This window comes from Isosphaeraceae bacterium EP7, assembly GCA_038400315.1.
Taxonomy (GTDB): Bacteria; Planctomycetota; Planctomycetia; order Isosphaerales; family Isosphaeraceae; genus EP7.
The window spans coordinates 5,342,923-5,366,844 of the sequence record CP151667.1; the positions used below are offsets into that span (position 1 = coordinate 5,342,923).

Below are 23,922 nucleotides of genomic sequence, written 5' to 3' on the forward strand. Positions count from 1 at the left end.
GAAACTCGGCCGTGCCGCCTTCCCCGCGGCCGGCCCGACAGGGCCATCAAGCGTGACGACTCGTCCCCCGGCGACGGTCCGACTTTCGGTCGTGATCGTCAACTACAACAGTTGGCCCGACACCCTGCGACTCGTCGGAGAGTTAGCCAACGCGCCCGAGGTTCGCTCGGGCCTCTGCGAAGTCGTCATCGTCGACAACGCGTCGGCTGGCCCTCCTCCCTCGGAACTCGACGCGGCCAATGCCAGCGTCAGGCTCGTCGAGCGAGAGGACAACGGCGGGTTTGCGGCGGGGGTCAACGACGGGGTGCGGGCCGCGCATGGGGCGCGAATCCTGGTCTTGAACCCCGACGTTGTCACCGCGCCCGACTTCCTGTCCAGGGTCTTCCGCCGGCTCGATGGCGACGAGAAGTCCGGGGCCAGGCCACCGGGCGTGGTCGGCTTTGCGCTGGTCAACTCCGATGGATCGCGACAGGGATCCGTCGGGGCCTTCCCCGACCTGGCCCGGGTCGTCTGGGAGCAGTTCATACCTCGGAGTCGGCGGAAATACCAGGCCGATTGGCGTCCGGAGGGGGGTTCTGTCGATTGGGTTACAGGGGCCTGCATGCTGCTCTCGCGGGACATGCTCGACGAGATTGGCGGGATGGACGAGGACTTCTTTCTGTATCACGAAGAGGTCGCCCTCTGTCGGGTGGCACGAGACGCCGGCTGGCGCGTGGAATATGACCCCTCGGCCGAGGTCGTCCATCGAGATCCCTTGCAAAATCGGGCACTTTCCCCCAAGATGCGCCTGATTACCAGGCACAGCAAGCTCCTCTATTTCCGCAAGCACTTACCACGTTGGCAGTTCCTCATTTTATCCTGGGTCGTCACGCTGGAGTCGGGTTGTGCCCTGCTCTGGCTCAGAGCCCGCGAAGAAACGCAGGAGACGCGATCGTGGGCCCGGATCGGCGAAGTCGCCAGGGCATTGCGGAACGGCGAGACGCCGGGAGGAGGGACGGTCCGACGCCTCGCCGAAGCGGTGGAGGAGACCGGGCCGGATGACGGTGGGGCGTCGAAGCCCACCTCGGGCCTGGGCGCACACCGTCGGAACTGAGCATCGCTCCGGGAAGAAAGTCGATCGGCCGCCGGATGCTGGCCGCGTCTCCCCGAATCTAAGGATGGATCTCGTGAGACCGACCCAACACGCCACACGCATGGCCGCCCTGATGATCCTCGCCGCGGGCCTGCTCGGCTGGCTGGCCAGGCACACCGAGATCCTCTTCGCCGACGGCCTGCGCTACGTCGCCCAGGCGAAGCTCATCGACCAAGGGACCTGGCGGGAGGGTCTCGTCAGATCGGTCGACCACCCGATCTACCCCATGGCGATCGCGGCGGTTCACCAAGTCGTCGGCGGTACGAGCCCCGACGACTGGCAGTTTGCGGCCCAACTGGCCTCGATCCTCGCCGGCGTGCTGCTGGTGATCCCGCTCTACCTGGTCTCGGCCGAACTCTTCGGCGACGAGACGGCCTGGCTCGCCTGTATCCTGGCGTTCCTCGTGCCGATCACCGGCCACGTCTTCGCCGACGCCCTGAGTGAGTCGACATTCCTCCTCTTCTGGAGTTGGGGCTTCTGGGCGGGCCTGCGCTTCCTCCGTCAGGGGAAGTTCGGCTGGCTCCCCCTGAGCGTCGCGTTCGGCGGGCTTGCGTACCTCTGCCGGCCAGAGGGGCTACTTCTACCGGCGGCGCTGGCGTGCACCCTGCTGCTGATGCCGCTGACCCAATCGACCCGAATGTACTGGCCTCGCTGGTGGGCGGCGATCGCGTTCCTGATTCTGGGCCCAGCCCTGGTTGCCGGCCCGTTCGTGCTTGCACGCGGCGGCCTGGCGACCAAGCCGGCGGTCGGGCGACTGCTCGGCCTGACGGCCAAATCGGGAACTCTGGCCGTGGAGCGTGAACGTCCGCTCGAGCCGGACCAGAGCGTGGCCAAGACCTACGCCCTGGCCTTTCGCTCGGTCGCCCGAGCGATCCGCGATGCGGTCTCGCTCCCTCTGCTCCCGCTCGTCGCCTTCGGTCTCTGGATCGCCTGGCCACCCCGCGAGCGCTCGAGGCTCTGGCTCTTCGTCATGGTTGTCGAAGGTGCCGCATTCCTCGGCCTGATGCGACTGCACGCGACCGGAGGCTACTGCACGCCGAGGCACGCGATGCTCGCGGTCCTGCCGATGTTTGGAGCGGCGGCGCTCGGCCTTTCGACCCTCATCCGCGCGATCGTCATTCCGGGTCGCTGGTTCGGCCAGCCCGAGACGACGTTCCGCCCCGGCCCGATCATCTGGGCCATGGCGTTTGCTGCGATCGTCACCATGCAGACCGATGGCCTGCTCGCGCCGGTCAATGATCGCTTCGGCAGCTACAAGGATGCCGGCGGCTGGGTCTCTGCCCACGTCCCCGAGGGCGCCAAGATCGTCGACGTCACCGGCTGGTCGCAGTTCTACTCGGGACGGCCCGGATATACGTTCGCCGACCTGCACGACGCCCGCCCTTCGGGCTCGGCCCGCTGGATTGTGGTGCGTGACGCCCACCTGAAGGGGCCCTGGATCTACTGCGACTGGCTCCGCGAGATGGTCGCCGGCCGGACCCCGGTCGCTTCCTTCCCCCCCGAGCCCGTCCGCGGCGTGGCCCAGGTCTACATCTTCGACCGAGAGACCCCTCCCGCGCAAGCCGCCGCGGTTGGTGCCGCCCCCGAGCGTCGTTGATCACGGTTCTGTTCCAGGCACAACGCTCCGGAGGGTCGGCGTGCACGATTCGACGCAGCCCACACCGAGATGGCCCGGCACGCGAAGCTTGTTGATGGCGCTGGCGGGATATTTTGTCGCGCTCATCGCGGCCACATATCCCGCGCTTCTCAGCCCGACGACCCGCATCCCGGGACATCCCACCGATCCCCTCGTGCATCTCTGGACGATGCGAAACACCCAGGCCGGCATGGGGGGCGATCGCTCTCCTTACTTCTCCGACGGCCTGAACTACCCGACCGGCCTGCCGCTGGGCTTCAACCCGACGATGCACCTTCAGACCGTCGGTTTCATGGCCCTTTCGGCCTTCACCGACAACGACATCCTCAGATTCAACATCCTCTGGACCTTCGGCTTTCTCTCGACGGGCATCGGCGCGTTCCTGCTCGGATTTCGGGTGAGTCGGAGCCGCTGCGCCGCCTGGCTCGCCGGCCTGGCGACGATGCTCAGCGGCCCGATGATGCTGCACGCGCACGGTCACGTCGAGTTGATTCAGATGGGCGCGGTCTCGCTCTTCCTGATGGCCTGGATCGACTTCATCGAGAGACCTAAGGTCGGGAGGATGCTGGTCGCCGGCGTTTTCTATCTGGCGATGGTCTTCAGCTGTCCCTATCTCGCGGTCCTCGGCCTCATACCCGCCACCTGGTATCTCGCGTGGGCCACCTGGCAGCAGGTTAGGTCACAGAGACTGGGCTGGCTCAGGTTGCGACTCCGCTGGTCGCTGGCGCTTTCCGCCCTCCTCGTTGGGCCGCTTGCATTAGCCTTCGCTGGCCAGGTGTGGGCGGTCTCGGCCGGCTATTCGATGCAACGCCCTCGCACCGCCTTCGACCGCTTCGGCGCCGCGGCCTGGAGCTATGCCGTCCCCACTCCCGAGCATGGCCTGGGGAAGATCCTCTTGAATCTGGGCGGGACCTTCTTCGACGATCGGGTCTACGAGTGCGGTTCCTATCTAGGCCTGGTTTCAATCGGACTCCTGCTGGTCGCAGCCCGAAGTTCGGGCCGCTCGCGCTTGCCGAATGCCGGTTTCTGGTGGTCGGTCCTGGGGCTTATGTTCGTCCTTTCCCTGGGCTCACGGCTCGACGTGTTCGGGCTGAACGTCCCGCTGCCCGCCGGTTGGTTGTGGACGTTGCTGCCACCGATGCGATTGCTCCGCGTGCCGGCCCGTTTCAACCTTCTTGTGGCCGTCGCCGCCGCCGCGCCCGTGGCCATCGGTGCCAGAATGCTGCTGGAACACCTGGACCTTCGTCGGCGACTTGCCGCCACCTTGGTCCTCGCAGTCCTCATCGTGGTCGATCTCAGCATGGTCTTTTTTCCGACCGCTGCCATCCCGGACGTCCCCGACTACTACCGCACTCTGGCCGGACGAGAGGGCAGCCGCTCCTTGATCGACGCCCCCTTGTTCGATTCTTCCGAGGGCCTGCCGCAATCCTCGCTCTGGGGCTACTGGCAGTCGAAGCACGGCATCTGCTCCACGGCCGGTTACAGCGCCCACCCCAATCGTGCGTTCGACGCCGCCATCATTCACCCCTCGCCATTCTGGTCGGAACGCAATCGGGCCGGGGCCGAACATCCGGAAAGCTCGGCCGACCTGCGCGACGAGGTCTGGCTCTATCTCACGATCCATAGCTTCGATCACGTCGTGCTGCATCGCGCCGAGCCATTCGAGCTTGCAATACCCATGGAATTCGGACCTCTGGAACGGGCCCTCGCGAGTGCCGAGATTCACCGGGACTCCGCCGTCACCATCTGGTCGCGCGAGAAGCTCGCGTCGCCAATCCGGCCGATGCTGCTCCGGCTCGACGGCTGGAAGATTCGCCCCGACACCAGGCAGGACGGCGAGTGGGTGGCCGGCCGAACCTCGAAGCTGGCCCTGTTCGTCCCGCCGGATTCGGGCCCGATTGCGCTTCAGTCGTCCATGAGGGTCGACGGTGAGGATCGCCCGGTCCGATTGTCGGAAGACGATCGGACGCTGGCCGAGTGGACAGCCAGCTCGACCCGAGAGGTGCTGTTCACCACGGCCGATCTTAAGATTCGACCGGGCCTGCATCATCTGACCCTGTCCGTCGCCGATGGGAGCTCGAGGTCTCGACGAGCCGATGATTTTCCCGTCCTCAAGGTTCGCGGACTCACTGTCTCCAACGGCTTGAAGCCCGCTCAACTGGCCAGCCCGGGGCGATCGCCCGACCGGGAGGCGACGCGATGAGAGTCGCCTGGTTCACGCACCGATATGCACCGGTTATCGGCGGATCCGAGAATTACGCCCGCGCGATGGTGCGCCGGATGGTGGGCGAAGGGCATGAGGTCGATGTCTTCACGACTGATGCCGACGACCTCGCACGCTTCACGAGCCCCGCAGGCCGAGCAATCGAAGCCGATTCTCGAACAAACATCGACGGGGCGCGGATCACCAGGTTCCGGCCTCGTCACGTCCCTGGACAGCGCTACGCGGGAAAGCTGCTAGGCTACGCACCACTTCCGTCGATCCGCAGTCAATTCGCCTCGTTCTTCCCGATCCTGCCCGGGATTAATCGCGTAAGAGGCGAATACGACCTGGTCTGCTCGATTGCGTTCCCTTACACAAATTTCACTTACGCGGCGCTCCGTACGGCAAGGGCCGCCGGTGCCCCGCTCGTGGTCACCCCGTTCCTCCACCTCGCGACCCCCGGCGACCCGGTCCATCGGGCCTACACACGATCGCATCAACGCTGGCTTCTCTCCCAGGCGGACCTCGTGGTTGCCGCCACGCGGCTGGAGGCCGACACCATTGTCTCGTGGGGCATCAATCGGTCTCGACTTCTCACTCTGCCGATGGCCATCGAGCACGCGGATGTTACCGGAGGGGATGGTTTGGATTTTCGAGCCAGACTCGGCCTCGACGCATCCACGCCCCTCGTCGGCCAACTCGGCGCGCTTGACCTCGACAAGGGGACCGTCGACTTGGTGAACGCCCTTTCTCGGATCAACGCATCTCGGGTTGGAACGCCCGTTCAGCTCGCCCTCGCCGGGCGGGCGACACCCAGGTTCGCCGAGTTCCTGGGCACCCTTGAACACTCCCCCTGGCTGCACCACATCGGACCGATCACGACGGAGGAGTGTCGCGGGTTCTTCGACGCGATCGACATTTTCGCCATGCCGTCCCGGACCGACTCCTTCGGCATCGTTTTCCTGGAGGCCTGGGCCAACGGCAAACCCGTCGTCGCCGCACGCGCGGGTGGGGTCGCCGAGGTGGTTCAGGATGGGGTCAACGGGCTGCTCGTCCCGTTCGGCCAGCCCGGCGACCTTGCCGCCGCAATCGGCCGTCTGGTCGCAAGCCCCTCGCTCGGGCAAACTCTGGGAGCGACCGGGAAGCAGCAGGTCGAGACGGGCTACACTTGGGATGACCGCTATCGGACGCTCACCGGCCGGATCGAAACGCTGACCTCGGTCGATCGCCGAACGAGATCGTCCCGAATCGCCTCGGGAAGCCCCCTCGCCACGAATCCGTCTGGCAGCGTGCTCGGGTCGTAGAATGCCGGTTCTTTGCAGGGCCGATCGGGTAGAATCAGTGCTTCAAGGCGTGAGTCAGCACCGACCGAACCCCTCGGCCCGCGATGGCGTATTCTAGAGTGGGGCATTGAGTCGACTTGCTTCCGCACTCGGCCCGCCCCAGGAGTGCATCATGTTCTTCCACTTCGACTATATGTACCTCGTCTTCGTCGCGCCGGCCATGTTGCTCGCCATGTGGGCGCAGGCACGGGTCTCATCCGCCTATGCCAGGGGCTCACAGGTCAATTCTTCCTCGGGGATTACCGGGGCGGAGGCCGCGCGACGGATCATGGAAGGTGACGGAATCTACGACGTCCCCATCGAGCCCGTGGCCGGGCACTTGACGGACCATTACGACCCTTCGAACAAGGTACTCAGGCTCTCGCAGGATAATTTCTACGGCACCTCGCTCTCCGCCCTCGGCGTGGCGGCCCATGAAGCGGGGCACGCCATCCAGGACGCGCATCGTTATCCGTTGATGGTCGTCCGCGGCCTGATGGTCCCGATCGCCAGCTTCGGATCGAGCGCCGCCTGGATCACGATGATCGCCGGCTTCATGCTGTCGATGACCCCGTTGATTCTCGCCGGCGTCATCCTGTTCAGTACGACGGTCGTCTTCCAGCTCGTCAATCTTCCGGTCGAGTTCGACGCCAGCCGCCGGGCCAGGGCTAATCTCGCCGTGACCGGCCTGATCCGTCCCGAGGAAGACAAGGTCGTCGGGGACGTCCTCAACGCGGCAGCCTGGACCTATGTGGCCGCCACGTTGTCCAGCGTGCTCACCCTCCTGTACTACCTGTATCGCCTCGGCCTGCTCGGCGGCCGGAGCGACGACTGACTTCCGCGGCAGCATGCGGCCTGGAAGCGATGTGATGCGGCGTCGGAACGGCCGAGGGTTGCCGACGCTGGGAGGCGACCTCGGCGAGGAGGTCAAGCAACCGATTTCGGAACTGGGAGAGGCTGAATCCGTCGGCTCGACGTCGCGCCTCTCCGGCGTCGTGCGGCATTCCGTCGGCTTCCCATGTGTCCAGTGCTGCCTGAAGTGACCCCGTCGTGGGTTCGGGATAGACCCGGCCCACGCGGTCGTTCACCGTCTCGGCGACGCCGCCTCGCCCAAGTGCGATGACCGGACAACCGCAGGCCAGAGCTTCCATGGGCACGATGCCGAAGTCTTCCTCACCGGGGAAGATCAGTGCCCGGCAAGTCTGATATTGCTCGCGGATCACCTCGTCGGGTTGCCACCCCAGGAACCGGACATTGGGCCCGGCGATCCGCTCCAGGCGTGCCCGCTCGGGACCTTCTCCGATGATCGTCAGGGCTCGTCCCGTCTTGATGCAGGCTTCGATCGCCTGATCGATTCGCTTGTAAGGCACCAGCGCGGAGACACAGAGATAGCCTTGCGACCGCTGGACGGGCTCGGCCGACGGGCGGTAGAAGTCGGTGTCGACGGGGGGCTGGATGACGCGACTTTCGCGATCGTAGCATCGCGCGATCCGGTCGCGGATCGTCTCGGAGATCGAGACGAAGTGGGTCACCCGGGCCGCTGAGCCTCGGTCCCACCGACGCAAACGGTCGAGCAGAAAGCCCGCCAGTGCTTTGCGTAGCGGCTTACCCTCATAGGAGGCCAGATAAGCTTCGCGTCCATCCCAGACGTAGCGCATCGGGGTGAAGCAGTAGCAGACGTGAGGCACGCCGGCCGGCACGCTGACCGATTTAGCCACGCAATGGCTCAGGCTGACGACGAGGTCGACATCGCCCACATTCAGGCGGCCAGCTGCCAGGGGCATGATCGGTAGGAGCTTGCGATAGTGCCGGAAGATCCCCGGCAGGCGTTGCAGGGGCGATGTCCTGATCGACATCGCCTCGATGGCCGGGCTGAGCCGGCCTTCGCGATGAATCAAGGTATGCAACGTGGCGTCGGGAAACGCGCGACAGAGGACTTCGAGGCACTTCTCGCCTCCGCGCATCCCGGTCAGCCAGTCGTGGACCAGGGCGATCCGCAGACCTTCGAAAGCGGTCGGGCTGTGCGCGGACGGGCGGCGCGTGCGGGGAGATCCCGCCCTTCGGGTGCTGGCGTCCATGCCCGCTCCAATCGTGGTCAAGGGGGCGGCGAGTCCTTGCCGGCTCCCCTCGGATGCGCGGGAATGTACTCCAGACCCGGAGATCAATCAAGCCGGGCCGGCTCGTCCATCAGGCGCCGCGACAGGCATTCACGGCGTTGCGGAAGATGCGCAAGCCATCCCCCTCGAGTGTCGGGTTGATCCGACGAGTCCAGCGGGGGTGATGCAGCGGGTCGATATGTCGCTCGGGGTGCGGCATCAGGCCGAAGATTCGCCCGGTCGGGTCGCAGACGCCCGCGACGGCTCCTGGCGATCCGTTCGGATTGGCCGGATGCCCTTCGGTCGGCTCGCCCGACTCGTCGACGTAGCGCAGCACGACCTGGCCGGATCCGAATAACGAAGTGAGTCCATCGCCGGCCGCGAGGAACTTGCCCTCGCCGTGCGCCACCGGCAGTTCGATCGGCTCGTCATCGGCGAGGAACGGTGTGACGCCTCCCTTGGGTCGGAGGCGGACCCATCGCGACTCGAAGCGGCCCGAGTCATTGTGTGTCAGCGTGGCAGAAGAGGCTTCGCCTTCGCCTCCTGGCAGTAGGCCAGCACGTACGAGCACCTGGAATCCGTTGCAGATCCCCAGGATCAGGCCGCCGCGATCGCGAAATCGGCGCAAGGCTTCGCCTAATCCGGCCTGGAGACGCGTGGCCAGGATCCGCCCCGCGCCCAGGTCGTCGCCGTAGGAGAAGCCACCGGGGATGGTCAGAATCTGGAAGGCGTCGAGGCCGGCAGAATCCTCGACCAGGCGGTTGATGTGGCAGGTCTCGACCTCGGCCCCCGCCTTCGTCCAGGCCAGGGCGGTCTCTTCGTCGCAGTTGATCCCGGGGGCGCGCAGGACGAGAACTCGGGGCGTCGGCATCGGTCGGGCATCTCCCTCTCGGGCCGGAGTCGAATGGAATTCGGGTCGACCCCGGCCTGATTCCTCTGGACTCAGTATCCGCCGTCGCCCGGGTTGGAATAGCCGGTCGACTGGTAGTCGGGCTCGGCCCGATAGCCGAGATTCCGACGGATCAGGTCGGCCTCGTAGATCTGCACCACGAAATCGGCCGCGATTTTCAGGCGGGACGAGGCGCCCTTGGTCGGGAAGTCTGCCGCCGACCCGCGACGGAATTCGACCACGCCGACGTGCTTCGACCGGCTCTTGACGTAGTTGATACCGGGGATGCCATCGGCATCGCCCGAGATCAGCAGCGCGATGTCATAAGTATCCTGCAACGCCACCATGTCGACGGCCAGGCTGGTATCCAGGCCCTTCTCGTTCAGGGTGTGGTGCAGCAGGTCGACCTTCCAGTGCCCTTCCTGGCGGATCTCGACGAAGTCGGTTGCCGACTGCACGCCGTGGTAGAACCGCTTCTTTCGCTCGAGGGCCCGTCGCTTGTTCTCGTACCAGTCGCGAGTCTCGGCGAAGCAGATGCTCCAGGCCTCCTCGCTGCGATGGTCTGGCGACATGTCTGGCATGCGCCGGGCCAAGTCCTCGATGTAGGAGTCGCGTAGCCTCGGGTTCAGCTCGAACCGGGAACGGAGCCGGGACTCGGCCTTGGGATCATTCAGGTCCCACTCATCCATCTTGCCGACGACATACCAGTAGATCCTGGAATGCTGCGCCGAGGGCCAGGGGGAGCCTTCCGCGAACGTCCTGCCCCAGTAATGCACGCTTTGTTCGAAGATATGCCGGTAGAACGAGCCGTAGTCGTCCACTCGCAAATTCAGATGCTTCAGCACGCCATCCAGATTCGAGCCGTCGACGAATGTGATGAATCGGAGCATCGGACCTTCCTCAACAAGACCATACCGAGAAATCCAAGGTTGAACGGGTCGGACGCCGGGGCGTCTTCACCAACGCAATGGGGCCTGCCAGGCGGACTTCATCGCGGAGACTTCGAGTTCAACGGCCGCCTGACCGTCGAGACCCAGCACACGGAGGGGAAACTCGGACTTAACCACATCGCCAAGTCGACCGAGCGGCAGCCCTTCGAAGAGCTCGACGACCGCGCTGACATTCTCGGGGGCAACCTCGAGCACGAACCTCGACGGACTCTCGGAGAAGAGGAGGATGGCATCCTCGGCCGCATCATCATCGCACGGGATGTCGCGCACGGAGACTTCGGCCCCAAGCCCGCCCGCGATGGCCATCTCGGCCAGGGTGACCGCCAGCCCCCCCTCGCTCAGGTCGTGACAGCTGCGAATGAGACCTCGTCCAATCGCCGCGTGGACCGCGCGGAACAGGGAAAGGCCCAGCTCGGGGGCGACCTCGGGGACGCGACCACCTTCCAGGATAGCGACCTCGGACCAGAGCGACCCGCCCAGCTCGTTCCGCGTGTGGCCGGCGATGAAGAGGACGTTACCCGGCTCCTTCAGGTCCATCGTCACGCAGTGGCGGACGTCCGGCACCTGCCCCATCGCGCTGATGAGCAGCGTGGGCGGAATCGCCAGGCTCTTCCCCTCGTGAGTGTATTCATTGTAAAGGCTGTCCTTGCCAGAGACGAACGGAGTGCCGTAAGCCAGGGCCAGGTCATGGCATCCCTGGGCGGCCAGGACCAGGGAGCCGAGCGTCTCGGGACGCTCGGTGTTGCCCCAGCAGAAATTATCCAGCAGCGCGATCCTCGAGGGATCGGCACCCACTGCCACGCAGTTACGGATCGCCTCGTCAACCACCAAAGTGGCCATCGCATAAGGGTTCAGACGTCCGTAGCGTGGATTGATCCCGCAGGAGATCGCTAGCCCTCGGTACGAACCGTGAACCGGCAGGACCACCGACGCATCTCCGGGGCCGTCGTCCTTGACGCCGACCAGCGGCTTGATGACCGTCCGTGCCTGCACCTCGTGGTCGTACTGGCGGACGATCCATTCCTTACTGCAAACGTCCCAATGTCCGAGGAGCTTCAGGAGGTCCGTGTTGAATTCCGTTCGATCCGGCAGGTCCAGCTCGACGTACGGAGGCGGGGTGAACGTGGCAGCACGGATGACTTTGGGGCGACCCTCGTGGAGGAATTCCATAGACAGGTCGCCGACGACTTCACCGTTGTACCGCAGGGTGAGCCGGCCCGTGGCTTCGAAGACCCCCAGGTCGGTCGCCTCGACCCCTTCAGCGGCGCAGAGGTCGAGCAGGGCGCCGAGGTTCTCGGGCGGGACGGCCATGACCATCCGTTCCTGGGCCTCGCTGATCCAGATCTCGGTGTAGGAGAGGCCCGCGTATTTGAGCGGAGCCCGGTCGAGGTCGACGGCCGCCCCCATCTCGGCGCCCATCTCGCCTACGGCCGAGCTGAAGCCGCCCGCACCGCAGTCGGTAATCGACCGGAAGAGGCCACGTTCGCGTGCCTGCATGATGACATCGAGCACCATCTTCTCGGTGATCGCGTCGCCGATCTGGACCGCACCGCCGGAGATCGACTCCGAATCCGCGGTCAGCTCGGCAGAGCTGAACGTGGCGCCATGAATGCCATCGCGCCCGGTCCGGCCGCCGACGGCTACGATCCGGTCGCCGTGCTCGACGTGCTTCTCGGACATCCCGCGCGGGATCACTCCGACGGTTCCGCAGAAGACGAGCGGGTTGGCCAGATAGCCCGGGTTGACCACCAACGCGCCGTTGACCGTCGGAATGCCCATCCTGTTGCCGTAATCGCGCACCCCGGCGACGACCCCGGTCAGGACCCGCTTGGGGTGCAGCACGCCCTGAGGCAGCATATCGGGGGGGAAATCCGGGGGCGCGACGCAGAAGACGTCGGTGTTGCAGATCGGCTTGGCACCCAGCCCGGTCCCCATCGGGTCGCGGATCACGCCGCCGAGCCCGGTATTGGCCCCTCCGAACGGGTCGATCGCCGAGGGGTGATTATGCGTCTCGACCTTGAAGCAGACGTCCACCTCGTCATCGAACCGGACGACCCCGGCGTTGTCGGCGAAAACGCTGACGAGCCAGTCGAGGTTTAGCTTCTGGGTGGCTGCGAAGATCGTCTGCTTGAGCAGGTTCTTGATCGAGACGCCTTCGAAGTCGATGTCCCCCCGCAGCGTCTTGTGCGAGCAGTGCTCGCTCCAGGTCTGGGCCAGGGTCTCCAGCTCGCAATCGGTGGGGTTGCGCCCCTGACTCTCGAAGTGGTCGCGTATCTGCCGCATCTCGGCCGGACTGAGATAGAGCTGGCCTTCCTTACTCAGCTTCGCCAGGGCGAGGTCGTCCATGCCACGGATCGGCACCTCGACGCGCCGGAAATCATAGGATTGTCCGCCGCCGAGCTTGGTCAGCGACAGGGCCCCGATCACCGACTGCTCGACGGCGTCGTTGGCCAGGACCTTGCGGATGAGTTCGCCGATCTTGCCGTCGGGCCCTTCGACATGATATGTCCGGATCGTCCGGACGTTTTCGACGGCATAGCCCAGCTCGCGCAAGATCGCGCGCCCGCTCTCGGCCTCGGGATCGGTCACGCCCGTATGGCGGAAAACGTGCACCAGCGTGGCCTTGCCTTCCGAGGCATCGGCCGGATCTCCGGACGCGTGAATCTGCGAGATTTCGGCCACCGGATCGACAAGGATCGACCGGGCCGCCTTCTCGACTCCCGCGCGGTCGATCTCGCCTTCCAGCAGGAATCCGCGAGATGAGCCGATGGACCAAGGCCCTGCCAGGCCGAGTTCTTCGGCCACGGCGGCGAGGCGTTCACCTTGATGGTCGGCGAGCCCGGGGGCGGGCAAGATCCGCAGATGCCAAAGCATGCTTCTGTCCACTTTCCGATCCAAAGGACGATTTTAAGCGACGATCTTCCGGCAAATGCCCCGCATCACGAGTCGAGCAGGGCCTGTCCGTCTGCCTCACGGTACTGAACGCGTGACGATCGCCCTTCTTCCCAACAACGTTCTAATCTTCCCGGCTCGGAGGATTCGAGCGCACGACGAAAAGCCTCGATCCGTTCTTCGAAGCCGTCGAGCGCGGCAAGTAGATGCTCGCGATTTTCGCGGAAAATACCCGCCCAGAGCGAGCCGTCGGAGGCCGCCACTCGCGTGCCATCCCGGTAGGCACCGGCGGCCATCGGCAGGCAGCCCGCGGGGATCGCGGCCGCGAGGGCCGAGGCAACGACGTGCGGAAGGTGGCTCGTCAGGGAGAGGATCCGGTCGTGCTCCTCGGGGCTGGTGCATTCCACCCGACAGCCCAGGGATGACCAGAACGCCTTGGCACGGGCGACCCGGTCGTCAGGGGTCGATACGGTTGGTGTCAGGACACAGAGCCGACCTTCAAAAAGGTCGGGCATCGCGTGGGCGACTCCCTTCCGCTCGGACCCGGCAATCGGGTGGGCGCCGACGAACGCGTCGCGGGCCGCCGGTTCACGCTCGATGCGTCCGACCAGCCCTCGCTTTGTGCTCCCGGCGTCGGTCAACAGGACGTCACGAGGCGCGGCTTTCGCTGCGGCGATGATGTCCTCGGCGATCCTCGTGACGGGCGTGCAGACAACGACGATCTCGGCGCCAGCAACCCCGGCGGCCAGGTCAGTCGTCCCCTCATCGAGGGCCCCCAGCGAAATGGCGAGGTCCAGCGAACGGGAGTCGCGGCCAATGCCGACGACATGCCTGGCCAGCGACCGTTTGCGCAGTGCCAGGCCGATCGACCCGCCAATCAGGCCGACGCCCACGATCGCCACCGTCCCGGGTCGCTCCAACAGACACGCCTCCCTACCCACGATCGGATCGACCGAACGCGCAGCAAATAGCCTAACACACCGCAAGCTTCGCGACGAGGGTCAAGCTCATCCGGGCTCGTCGACGAACGGGCGAAGAGCCTCGTACATGGCCGCCGCCGACTTCCAGCGGTCGCGAGGCTGCTTCTCCATTGCCTTCCGCAAAACGCGATCGAACCCCTCGGGCACGTCGGGCCGATGTGCCCGGATCGGCACCGTCGGATACTCCAGGATCATATTGTAGGCGTCTGCGCGGCTCGGATCGAAATTCAGGTACGGATAGTGCCCGGACATCATGTAATAGAGCGTGGTGGCCGCGCTATAGATGTCGGCCGGCTCCTTCACCTGGCGGAAGTCGCGAATGTGGTCGGGCGAGATGAACCCGACCGAGCCGCCGATGTCGCCCTGATGCGTCAGGCCGACGAAGCCCGCATCGTCGCGGAAACTCTTGGCCAGTCCGAAATCCGAAAGTTTCACCTTGGGCCGCACACCGCCGCCACCGACCAGCAAATTCGACGGCTTGATGTCGCGGTGAACGTACCCCTTTGCATGCGCATGGTCCAGCGCCGCAAGAAGTTGCAGCCCAACCCGCGCCGCAGTTCCCGTCGAGATCGGCCTCGATAGGCTCCCGACCCACTCAAGTGCATTCTTGCCGTCGACGTATTCCATGATGATCTGGAATTGGCCGTCGATTTCTTCCATGTCGATGAAGGCGACGATGTTCGGATGGCGGAGATCCTTCATCACCTCCTGCTCGCGCCGGAATCGCTCCTTGGCGTGCCGGCTGGCGGCCACGGTGGGAATCATCGTCTTGATGGCGAACGGCTGCTGGTCAGACCGGCGCCAGGCTAGGAAGACTTCACCCATCCCCCCGCCGCCAATTCGCCGCTCGATCCTGAAGCCCTCGGGCGGCGTGGGATAGCGCCTGCGCTGGTCGACACAACGGTCGCAGTACCATTCGACTTTCTGGTCGACCGCGGTGGTGGCCACCATCAGGTCAGACGGGGCTTTCTGGCCGCAGTCGAGACAGCGGATCGACATCGCGTCGACCGACGACTCTTCAGCGACGACTTCGAAGGAGGTCCCGCCCGCCGAGATGATGTCGCCATTCTTCAGTCGGGCCGAGCCCACGCGAACGCCGTTGAGCTTCGTGCCGTTGGTGCTCCCCAGGTCTTTGAGGTAGCAGGCCGGGGGATTGAACTCGACGAGAAAGTGATTGCGCGACAGGAAGCCGTCGTCCGGCAGTGGGAACTGGACGTGCGACGATCGCCCCACGACGAACGTGGAATGGCGGTCAAAGAGATACTCTTTGCCGGTTCTCGGTCCCGAGGTGACTCGGAGGATGACGTGCATCCGCGCCCCCGCGCCGTCGTGAAGTCTCGGAGTTTCGTGAGTTCGACGACTCTTGAGAGTCTAACACCGAGGGCCTTCTCCTGGTAATACCCGACGCGATTTGGCACGACTTGTGAACCGATTCAAGCCTATCCGGCCCCTTGCAAAGCCAGCTCCTTCATTCTTCGAAGGTCGATCTTGCCCGAGGCCAGCACCGGAATTGCGTCCACCTTTCGAAAATCGGACGCCGACGGAAGCCAGAGTTTGGGCAGATCGGTTGCCGACATTTTTCGGCAAATCTCCTCGGGCGTCCCGCCTAAATCGGTATACAGCACGACGAGGCGTTCTCCCCTCTTCGGATCGGGAATGGACGTCACTGCCACGGTCTGATCGATCCGACCAATCGCCTGGATCAGGGCCGACTCAACCTTCTCGTGAGGCACCATCTCGCCGCCGATCTTGGAGAACCGGCTCAGGCGACCCGTGATATGGAGAAAGCCGTCGGAGTCCTGGTAGCCCAGGTCTCCGGTCCGATACCACCCGTCGCGCAGGACAACCGCCGTCTCGGCCGGCTTGTTGAGGTAACCGACCATGACCTGAGGACCCTTGATGTGGACCATCCCCTCGACTCCTGGCGCGAGGTCATCCCCGGTCTCCGGGTTGGTCGTCTTCACGGACGTGCCGGGCATCAGCAAGCCCACCGTCCCGGGCCGGTTTCCCTCCAAGGTTTTGCCGTGGCAGTTGACCGCGGGATAGGGCTTGTTCACCGACGCGACCGGCGAGGTCTCCGTGCAGCCGTAGCCTTCCAGAGGCTCGATCTTGATTGACTCGCGGATCTCTCGCGCGAGTTCGGGCTTGAGCTTCTCCGCGCCAAGGAGAAGGTGGACCAATGTGCTGAACTGGCTCGCCTTGCAGCGCTGGATGTAGGTGCGCATGAAGGTTGGAGTCGCGGTCATCAGCGTGACCTTGTGTTTCTCACAAAGCTCGCCGACGATCTTGGCGTCCAGTGGGTTGCTGTGAAACGCCACCTTCTTGCCCAGCGTCAGCACCGTCCAGATCGAGATCGTGTAACCGAACGAGTGGAAGAAGGGCAAGACTCCAAGGACCACTTCGTCGTCGCTCAGATTCAGGTGGGAGTTGACCTGATGCACGTTGGACAGGATGTTCTCCTGCGAGAGCACGACACCTTTCGGATCGCCCGTCGAGCCCGACGTGAAGATGACCGTCGCGATATTGCTCAGCCGTTCGTCGTTCATGCCCGGGAGGAAGCGGCCGAGCATCGAGGTCGGCACGAGTCTCGCAACGAACAGCGCCCAGGCCTTGTCCGCGAGCGTGATCTTCGCCTTCACGTCTTCCAGATAGATCAGTGTCCCTGGCGGAGTCAGCTGAACCTTATCGACCACCTTGTGCGAGGTCACGACGTGGGTGATGCCGCACTGCCCGATCGCGGAGTCGAGGACTGGCTGGCCCGAAGCATAGTTCAGGTTGACGGCGATCTTGCCCCAGAGCGCCAGTGCCACGTTGACCACCGCCGCGGGCACGCAGGGGGGCACCATCACGCCGACGTACTTCGAAGAACCCACCTCGCGGGACAGGTAACGGCCCAGCGCCAGCGAGCGGACCAGAACTTCGCCATAGGTGAGGCTCGCCTTCGTGCTGTCGACCATGGCCACCTTGCCGCGATGTGCCCGGGCGCTCTGCACGAAGGCGCGTGCCAGCGACGTCCAGCCGGGCGGTAACGGCGGCAACGGGACGGAGCACGCAGCCTCGACCTGGGCCGAGGGCTTCTCGATCGGAGCAGTCATCATCGAGTCAGTTCCGCAGGAGGGGGCCATCCCGCACCCGTCGAGGGCGGCGAGATGGTTCGGGGAGCCGACGACCACGGCCCACGACCGCCGTCGGGACGGGGACTGGCGACTTCGCCCATCCGGTCGTCCCGCCGAGATCCGAATGCTTGGATCGGGCGATCGCAATTCCCAAGGTAAACAAACCCGGCGGTTTTGCAACGAGGCACCCGCCCGAAGCGACGAAGGGTTGTCGACTCTCACGTGGACTAACCTCCCGAACGATGATGCGCTCCCCCCACTGACGAGGGCCGGATTAACTGCCGTTGGAACGGACTCGATAGAATTGATCTCCCATCGAGCCCGAAGGTTTCTGGCCTACGTCTCGTCTCTCCTCCCAGGAGGTCCCCCCATGCGACGCGTTCTCTTCGTCCCCGAAGGCGAGGCATTCGGCCTGAAGATCATCGATTTCCCTTCGCCCGAGCTGAAAGCCGGCGAGGTCCGCATCCGAGTCCGTGCCACTTCACTCAATTACCGGGATCTCATCGCCCTGCGGAACATGGCCGGACGAAAAGTCGCGGGAATCGTCCCTCTGTCCGATGGAGCCGGGGAGGTCGTCGAGATCGGTGAGGGGGTGAGTCGTGTCGGCGTCGGCCAGAAGGTCGCTGGTTGCTTCTTCCAGGGTTGGGTCGACGGCCCATTCCAGATGGCCTACCACAAGGCCGACCTCGGCGGAACGATCGATGGAATGCTCGCCGAGGAGGTCATCCTCAATGAGCAGGGGATCGTGAGAATCCCCGACTCCCTCTCCTTCGAGGAGGCCGCCTGTCTCCCGTGCGCGGGCCTTACGGCCTGGACCGCCCTGACATCTCGGGGCGGCCTGAAGCCCGGAGCGACCGTCTTGGTGCTGGGGACCGGAGGCGTCTCGATGTTCGCCCTCCAATTCGCGACGGCCCTTGGGGCCAGTGTGATCGTCACTTCCAGCAGCGACGAGAAGCTGGAACGTGCCCGGTCGTTGGGCGCATCCCATACGATCAACTACAAGACCACCCCCGATTGGGATGCCGAGGTCTGGCGGCACACGGAGAAGAGTGGTGTCGACCACGTCATCGAGGTCGGCGGCCCCGGTACGCTGGAGAAGTCGATCAATAGCCTGAAGGCAGGCGGTCAGATCGCCTTGATCGGCGTCCTCACGGGCTTTGGCGCGACGACGGCCAGCCTCTTCCCGCTGATGGCCCGCAACGCACGGATCGACGGGATCTACGTTGGCCCTCGTGTCGATTTCGAATGGATGGTCGCCCACCTCGTCGAGACGGACGCGAAGCCGATCATCGATCGAGTTTTCGACTTCGAGCAGGCCGCCGAGGCGTTCCAATACATGGAGTCTGGCCAGCACTTCGGCAAGGTTGTGATCAGGATCTGAAGTAAGCCCGCTCCGCCTGGGCCCGCGATCAAGGCGACTGCGGGCCCACGGATACCTCGATCAGCCGTGCTGATGACGCCGGAAAAGGGGACAGCGACTGTGTTTCTCATCAAGCGTCACGGACGTTTTTCACACCTTGACGCACGTCATCTTAGGCGTCCAGGGCTTCATGTCGCGGATCATCGCGTTGGCGATCGTCAGGAGTTTTCGCGACACCGCCGTCAGGGCGACTTTGGGCGCTTTGCCGGCCTCCCTCAGACGCTTGTAGAATGACTGCAAATCGGGGTTGTACCGCGCCGCGGAGACGGAGGCCATATACAACGCCGTGCGGACCTCGGCACGGCCACCGAAGGATTGTTCGGGCCCCCTTGACCGAGCCGCTGTCGCGGGCGCGGGGGGCCAGGCCCGCCAGCGCCGAGACCTGTTTGCCTGTCAGTTGGCCCAGCTCGGGCAGCAGGCCCAGCAACGCTCGCGAGGTTTGCGGCCCGATCCCCGGCACGCTTCGCAGCACCTCGTCGCGGAGCTTCCACTCCGTCTTGGCCTCGATCCGCTCGCCGATCGATCGATCCATCGGTTCAACCTGATCGGACAGGTAGGTGATGTGGGCTTTCAGGTCGGCTTTCACCGCGACGGTTGACGTCTGTTTGAGCCGATTCTGCTCGGAGACCCGCATGGCCACCAGTTGGCGTCGCCGATCCAGCAGGGCCTGCAGGTCGCGTGTTTGCTCGTCGGGCAGTTCGCGGGCCTCGGGGCGGACGGCCTCGGCGAAGTGGGCCAGGACGCGTGCATCGAGGGCGTCGGTCTTGGAGTGCTGGCCGATGGAGCGGGCGAAGTGGCGGACGCGAGCCGGGTCGACGATCCGGGTCGGCAGGCCGGCCTCGGCCAGGGCGACGGCCGCCGCCCGCTCCAGGCCGCCGGTGGCTTCCAGCAAGACCAGAGCGGGTGGTGACGCGCTGAGCTGGCCGACCAGCGAAGCAATTCCTGCGGGGCTGTTGGGCAGACGCACCTCGAGCCCGTCGGGTCGCGAGGCGACGTCGAGGTGGGCCTTGGAGACGTCGATGCCGACGAAGCGGGGTGTGGGTTGCATGGCGATTTCCCGATGTCCGGCGGACGACATCCCGGCGTGGCCCAGCCTTGCGAATCCGGTGTGATCCGGGCGACTGTTCCGGCTCAAGTCCGGGAAGAAACACCGCGACGACCAAGCTGTCCCACGGCCTACAATGGCCAAGGCACAAACGGACTATCGCGGCGAGTCGCCTTCCGTGGAATCATACAAGGCACCTGCGCTTCGCTGCGGAGCCAGTCCCCTTTTCCTCAATCGCGCCGAACTAGCGAGAATCGCACTCAAAGAACTAAGTGCCGGCAACGAAGTCCGATTTCTCGTCGTTGAGACCGAATATTCGCTTCTCCGCGTTTCATTCTCAAGGTACTGGCGCGCACATCGTCCCGGCTGCATCGCTTACCCAGTCGTCGGGATCGATTCGGAATGCAGTCAGCCCGCGAGCCTTCAAACTCGTCAAAATGACCTCGACAGGACTTGCCAAGTCTTTATTGTTCCGGTCCGTCGAGATGGATTTCGGCAGGATTAGCCCGGTATCCCCCCGCCCGTCGCCGTCTGCTACGCCCTGGCTTGACAAGATCGCACCTGAGACGAGCGTGAGCGTCGGGACATCTCAACACAGGGAGGTGTTTCGCATGATCTTCGCCTACTTCGGCCCCGAGACCACCCTTCCGTTGACATCGGCCCTGGCCGCGATTTTCGGATTCGTGCTCATGTTCGGCCAGCGGGTCCGATTTTTCCTCGTCGACCTGATCAGAAGCAGGCGTGAGGTTAAGGCTCATCGGCCGGTTGCCATCGCCCGTAATGCCGGCGATCGAATTCGCCGTCCGGGCAATCGTGCTGATTCGACGTTGGCCGCCCCGTCGGCTAATCAGTCTAGGGTCACCTCCTGATGGCCCTCCGAGCCGTGGTCGACCGGGTGATCGTGATCGGCCTGGATGGGCTGGAGCCGAAGGTGGCTGCGCCCCTTCTGCATGCCGGCGAGTTGCCCAACCTTGCCCGACTGGCCTCGCATGGGAGCGGCCTGGCGCGAGTCGCCACCACCTCCCCGGCGCAGACGCCTGTCGCCTGGTCGACATTCGCCACGGGCCTGAACCCCGGCGGCCACGGTATCTTCGACTTCATCCGCCGCGACCCCCTGACCTACCGCCCCGACCTCTCCCTGAACCGCTACGAGCAGGCCGCCGCCTGGCTCCCACCCAAGGCGGTGAATCTCCGCGGCGGGACGCCGGTCTGGGACCTCCTGGCCAAGGCGGGCATCCCCTCGACCATCCTCCGCTGCCCTTGCACCTATCCGCCGGCCATCGGCCGGGGCCGGATGCTCGCCGGGATGGGCGTGCCCGACCTGCGCGGGGGGCTCGGGACACCGACCTGGATGACGAGCGCGAGCGACCCCGTGACCGAAGAATCGGAGGTCGTCGTTCCTCTAATCGAATCGGGCGACGGGACCTATCGGGGCGAGCTGCTCGGGCCCCGCGGGGGCAAGGATCAAGCACCGCTCCGATTCGAGCTGGAACTCAGGCCGGCTCCCGATGGCCAGACTGCCGTCGTCCGTTCGGCTGGCTCCCCCTCGGAAAACGTCCTCACCCTCGGTGAGTGGAGCGGCTGGCTGAAGGTTCACTTCAAGGCCGGCCTGCTCCAGACCGTCCGTGGAATGATCCGGCTCTACCTCGCCGGCACTTCGCCCGACGTGAACCTGTATGCATCGCCGATCAACTTCGACCCCGACCAGCCCCTCTTCCCGATCGCCGCACCGGCCTCCTACGCCCGCGAGCTGGCCGGCGTGCTTGGACCCTACTACACCACGGGGATGGTCGAGGACCACTCCGGCCTTAACAACGGCCGGATCGACGAGTATGCGTTCCTCGACCAGTGCGCCGACGCCTGGGACGAGCGAGAGGCGATGCTGCTCCACGAGCTGAACCGGCACGAGGCGGGCCTCCTCTACTGCCTGTTCGACACACCCGACCGCGTCCAGCATATGTTCTGGCGGTTCCGCGAGCCCGACCACCCCGCGAACAAGGGGCGTGGCTACCCCGCCGAGTTCGGCCGGGTCGTCGAGGACCAGTACCGCAGGGCCGACCGCGTCGTCGGGCACGCACTGGAATCGGCCGATGACCGAACGCTGGTGATCGCGCTGAGCGACCACGGCTTCACGACGTTCAGGCGCGGATTTCACATCAATAACTGGCTGCGTGACAACGGCCTGCTGGCGTATCGAGACGATGGCGGAAGCTTCCCCGACCGAGTCGATTGGTCGAAGACCCGCGCCTATGCGCTCGGTTTGGGGGGACTCTACCTGAATCTGCAAGGCCGCGAGGGTCAGGGAACCGTGACGCCCGCGGACGCCGTGCGGCTGAAGTCCGAAATCGTCGCGGGCCTCTCGGGCCTGGTCGACGCCGAGACCGGCACGGTAGCCGTTCGTGAGGTCAAAACGCGCGAGCAACTCTATCGCGGGCCGCTCGCCGAGGGAGCCCCCGACCTGATGGTCCACCTGGCCGATCGCTATCGGATCTCGTGGGACTCGTCGCTGGGGGGTGGAGGCGAGGCGACCGGCTTGTTCGAAGACAACACACGAAAGTGGGGGGGCGACCACATCATCGACCCCGCGCTGGTGCCCGGCTGCCTGCTGATGAACCGCCCGTTTTTGAGCGAGTCGGCCCGCCTGCTCGACCTCGCGCCGACGATCCTCGAGGCCCTGGGGCAACACCCAGAGCCGGCCATGGAAGGGAGAAGCCTGCTGCCATGAAGGTACTCGTCGTCGGTCTTGATTGCGCCGCCCCAGAGATCCTCTTCGGCGACGATCAGCTCGTCAACTTCCGCCGGATGATGGCCGCGGGCCTCCACGGCAAGATGGAGAGCGTCAAGCCCCCCATCACCGTCCCGGCCTGGATGTGCATGTCGACCGGCATGGACCCCGGGACCCTGGGTGTTTACGGGTTCCGCAACCGCCGGGATCACTCCTACGACGGCCTCAAGGTCGTCGACTCCCGCTCCATCACCGACCTGGCCATCTGGGATCAGGTCGCCCGCGAGGGGAATCGGTCGACAGTCATCGCCGTCCCGCCCAACTACCCCCCCCGCAAAGTTAACGGTACCTCCGTCGGCTGCTTCCTCACGCCCGACTCGTCCAAGGACGTGTTCACCTATCCCGCCTCCGCGAGCGACGAGATTCGGAGCCTGGTGGGCTCCTATCCGGTCGACGTCAAAGGCTTCCGCACCGGCAACAAGGCGAAGCTGCTCGACGACATCTACGCGATGAGCCGGGCCCACTTCGAGGTGGTGCGCCACTACCTGAAGCGTGGCGACTGGGACTACTTCCAGCTCGTCGAGATCGGACTCGACCGCATCCACCACGGCTTCTGGCGTTACCACGACCCGCTTCACGTCCTGCACGAGCCCGACAGTCCGTTCACGCACGCCATCCGCGACTACTACCGTTACCTCGACGAAGAGCTCGGCTCCGTCCTGGAACTGCTCGACGAGGAAACCGTCATCCTGGTCGTCTCCGACCACGGCGCTACCAGGCTCGACGGCGGCTTCTGCGTCAACGAGTGGCTCGTCCGCGAGGGGCTCCTCAAGCTGAACAGCTACCCTGAGAAGGTCACGCCGTTCTCGGGCCTCGACGTCGACTGGGACAACACCGTCGCCTGGAGCGAGGGGGGCTACTATGCCCGCGTCTTCCTGAACGTCCAGGGACGTGAGCCCCGCGGCCTCATCCCCGCCGGCGACTACGAGCGTGTCCGCGACGACGTCCGCGACCGCCTGCTGGCCACCGCCGGCCCCGATGGCACACCGCTCGGCACGCTCGTCTTCAAGCCGGAAGAGATCTACAAGTCGATCAAGAACGTCGCACCCGACCTGATTGCTCACTTCGGCGCGCTCCAGTGGCGTTCCGTCGGCGGCGTGGGGTATCCGACGATCCACGTCCAGGAAAACGACACGGGCCCCGACGACTGCAATCACGCCCAGCACGGCGCGTTCATCCTGGCCGGCCCGGGGGTTCCCTCGATCGGCGAGATCCGCGGCGCCCACCTCCTCGACGTCGCCCCGACACTGCTTGAACTGGGCGGCTATGACGTCCCCCAGAATATGAGGCAATCCACCCCCTTCCGCGACATCGCCGGCGCCGTCGCCGAGGTCGGCGCGGCATCGGGCTACTCGCCCGGCGGCGAGGACCTCGTCCGCGAGCGTCTCAGCGGCCTCGGGTATATCTGAGCCGGAGAGAGATGCTGTTCTTCCAGGGTGCGAGGCCTACGCTTAAG

At 65.1% G+C, this 23,922-nt stretch carries 16 protein-coding genes and 1 pseudogene; 9 read left to right on the top strand and 8 right to left on the bottom strand.

Annotated elements, in window-relative coordinates; all coding sequences use genetic code 11:
- Positions 1-52: 52 nt before the first annotated feature.
- From EP7_RS20795 to EP7_RS20815, 5 genes are all read left to right on the top strand, one after another.
- Entirely contained in the window at positions 53-1,093 is a 1,041-nt protein-coding gene (locus EP7_RS20795) for a glycosyltransferase family 2 protein (RefSeq protein ID WP_463524063.1), read from the top strand.
- A 73-nt stretch (positions 1,094-1,166) separates the two neighbouring features.
- Positions 1,167-2,729 (top strand): glycosyltransferase family 39 protein, encoded by a 1,563-nt coding sequence (locus EP7_RS20800; protein ID WP_463524064.1) that lies wholly within the window; start codon positions 1,167-1,169, stop codon positions 2,727-2,729.
- Between the two features lie 40 nt (positions 2,730-2,769).
- Positions 2,770-4,971 (top strand): hypothetical protein, encoded by a 2,202-nt coding sequence (locus tag EP7_RS20805; RefSeq protein WP_463524065.1) that lies wholly within the window; start codon positions 2,770-2,772, stop codon positions 4,969-4,971.
- Complete coding sequence (locus EP7_RS20810) at positions 4,968-6,275, top strand: glycosyltransferase family 4 protein (protein ID WP_463524066.1); 1,308 nt, start codon at positions 4,968-4,970, stop codon at positions 6,273-6,275. The genes EP7_RS20805 and EP7_RS20810 overlap by 4 nt, the downstream gene beginning before the upstream one ends.
- Before the next feature lie 151 nt (positions 6,276-6,426).
- Positions 6,427-7,128: a zinc metallopeptidase gene (locus EP7_RS20815; protein WP_463524067.1), complete on the top strand. Its 702-nt coding sequence runs from the start codon at positions 6,427-6,429 to the stop codon at positions 7,126-7,128.
- Here EP7_RS20815 and EP7_RS20820 read toward each other — a convergent pair.
- The 7 genes from EP7_RS20820 to EP7_RS20850 all read right to left on the bottom strand — a co-directional run bounded on the left by EP7_RS20820 (position 7,070) and on the right by EP7_RS20850 (position 17,195).
- Positions 7,070-8,371, bottom strand: coding sequence for a glycosyltransferase (locus tag EP7_RS20820; RefSeq protein WP_463524068.1), 1,302 nt, complete (start codon positions 8,369-8,371; stop codon positions 7,070-7,072). The two genes, EP7_RS20815 and EP7_RS20820, sit on opposite strands and share 59 nt — an antisense overlap.
- Before the next feature lie 109 nt (positions 8,372-8,480).
- Positions 8,481-9,260 carry a phosphoribosylformylglycinamidine synthase I gene (gene purQ, locus EP7_RS20825; RefSeq protein ID WP_463524069.1) on the bottom strand — a complete coding sequence of 260 codons (780 nt, stop codon included), beginning with the start codon at positions 9,258-9,260 and terminating at the stop codon, positions 8,481-8,483.
- Between the two features lie 71 nt (positions 9,261-9,331).
- Complete coding sequence (locus tag EP7_RS20830; protein WP_463524070.1) at positions 9,332-10,168, bottom strand: NYN domain-containing protein; 837 nt, start codon at positions 10,166-10,168, stop codon at positions 9,332-9,334.
- 66 nt (positions 10,169-10,234) lie between these two features.
- The gene (gene purL / locus EP7_RS20835; RefSeq protein ID WP_463524071.1) at positions 10,235-13,102 is read right to left on the bottom strand and encodes a phosphoribosylformylglycinamidine synthase subunit PurL; all 2,868 of its coding nucleotides are present in this window, start codon (positions 13,100-13,102) and stop codon (positions 10,235-10,237) included.
- A 65-nt stretch (positions 13,103-13,167) separates the two neighbouring features.
- Positions 13,168-14,040, bottom strand: coding sequence for a prephenate dehydrogenase (locus tag EP7_RS20840; RefSeq protein WP_463524072.1), 873 nt, complete (start codon positions 14,038-14,040; stop codon positions 13,168-13,170).
- Positions 14,041-14,127: 87 nt separating this feature from the next.
- The gene (locus tag EP7_RS20845) at positions 14,128-15,411 is read right to left on the bottom strand and encodes a protein kinase domain-containing protein (protein ID WP_463524073.1); all 1,284 of its coding nucleotides are present in this window, start codon (positions 15,409-15,411) and stop codon (positions 14,128-14,130) included.
- 128 nt (positions 15,412-15,539) lie between these two features.
- Entirely contained in the window at positions 15,540-17,195 is a 1,656-nt protein-coding gene (locus tag EP7_RS20850; RefSeq protein ID WP_463524074.1) for an AMP-binding protein, read from the bottom strand.
- A 391-nt stretch (positions 17,196-17,586) separates the two neighbouring features.
- Between EP7_RS20850 and EP7_RS20855 the strand changes: the two genes are divergently transcribed.
- Complete coding sequence (locus EP7_RS20855; RefSeq protein WP_463524075.1) at positions 17,587-18,597, top strand: zinc-dependent alcohol dehydrogenase family protein; 1,011 nt, start codon at positions 17,587-17,589, stop codon at positions 18,595-18,597.
- Positions 18,598-18,726: 129 nt separating this feature from the next.
- Here EP7_RS20855 and EP7_RS20860 read toward each other — a convergent pair.
- A pseudogene (locus EP7_RS20860) lies at positions 18,727-19,684 on the bottom strand (IS110 family RNA-guided transposase).
- A gap of 608 nt (positions 19,685-20,292) precedes the next feature.
- Here EP7_RS20860 and EP7_RS20865 point away from each other — a divergent pair.
- From EP7_RS20865 to EP7_RS20875, 3 genes are read left to right on the top strand one after another with little or no spacing between them, the layout of a single operon-like run.
- Positions 20,293-20,550, top strand: a complete 258-nt coding sequence (locus EP7_RS20865; protein WP_463524076.1) for a hypothetical protein — start codon at positions 20,293-20,295, stop codon at positions 20,548-20,550.
- A complete protein-coding gene (locus tag EP7_RS20870; RefSeq protein ID WP_463524077.1) occupies positions 20,550-22,406 on the top strand; it encodes an alkaline phosphatase family protein in 1,857 nt (618 codons plus the stop codon). The genes EP7_RS20865 and EP7_RS20870 overlap by 1 nt, the downstream gene beginning before the upstream one ends.
- Entirely contained in the window at positions 22,403-23,875 is a 1,473-nt protein-coding gene (locus EP7_RS20875; RefSeq protein ID WP_463524078.1) for an alkaline phosphatase family protein, read from the top strand. Before EP7_RS20870 ends, EP7_RS20875 begins: the two co-directional genes overlap by 4 nt.
- Positions 23,876-23,922: the final 47 nt, after the last annotated feature.

Excerpts from the sequence above, each read along its gene's own strand:
- EP7_RS20850 (WP_463524074.1), bottom strand. The coding sequence starts at position 17,195 with ATGACTGCTCCGATCGAGAAGCCCTCGGCCCAGGTCGAGGCTGCGTGC.
- EP7_RS20855 (WP_463524075.1), top strand. The coding sequence starts at position 17,587 with ATGCGACGCGTTCTCTTCGTCCCCGAAGGCGAGGCATTCGGCCTGAAG.
- EP7_RS20875 (WP_463524078.1), top strand. The coding sequence starts at position 22,403 with ATGAAGGTACTCGTCGTCGGTCTTGATTGCGCCGCCCCAGAGATCCTC.
- purQ (WP_463524069.1), bottom strand. The coding sequence starts at position 9,260 with ATGCCGACGCCCCGAGTTCTCGTCCTGCGCGCCCCCGGGATCAACTGC.
- EP7_RS20870 (WP_463524077.1), top strand. The coding sequence starts at position 20,550 with ATGGCCCTCCGAGCCGTGGTCGACCGGGTGATCGTGATCGGCCTGGAT.
- EP7_RS20845 (WP_463524073.1), bottom strand. The coding sequence starts at position 15,411 with ATGCACGTCATCCTCCGAGTCACCTCGGGACCGAGAACCGGCAAAGAG.
- EP7_RS20820 (WP_463524068.1), bottom strand. The coding sequence starts at position 8,371 with ATGGACGCCAGCACCCGAAGGGCGGGATCTCCCCGCACGCGCCGCCCG.
- EP7_RS20810 (WP_463524066.1), top strand. The coding sequence starts at position 4,968 with ATGAGAGTCGCCTGGTTCACGCACCGATATGCACCGGTTATCGGCGGA.
- purL (WP_463524071.1), bottom strand. The coding sequence starts at position 13,102 with ATGCTTTGGCATCTGCGGATCTTGCCCGCCCCCGGGCTCGCCGACCAT.
- EP7_RS20865 (WP_463524076.1), top strand. The coding sequence starts at position 20,293 with ATGATCTTCGCCTACTTCGGCCCCGAGACCACCCTTCCGTTGACATCG.
- EP7_RS20815 (WP_463524067.1), top strand. The coding sequence starts at position 6,427 with ATGTTCTTCCACTTCGACTATATGTACCTCGTCTTCGTCGCGCCGGCC.
- EP7_RS20830 (WP_463524070.1), bottom strand. The coding sequence starts at position 10,168 with ATGCTCCGATTCATCACATTCGTCGACGGCTCGAATCTGGATGGCGTG.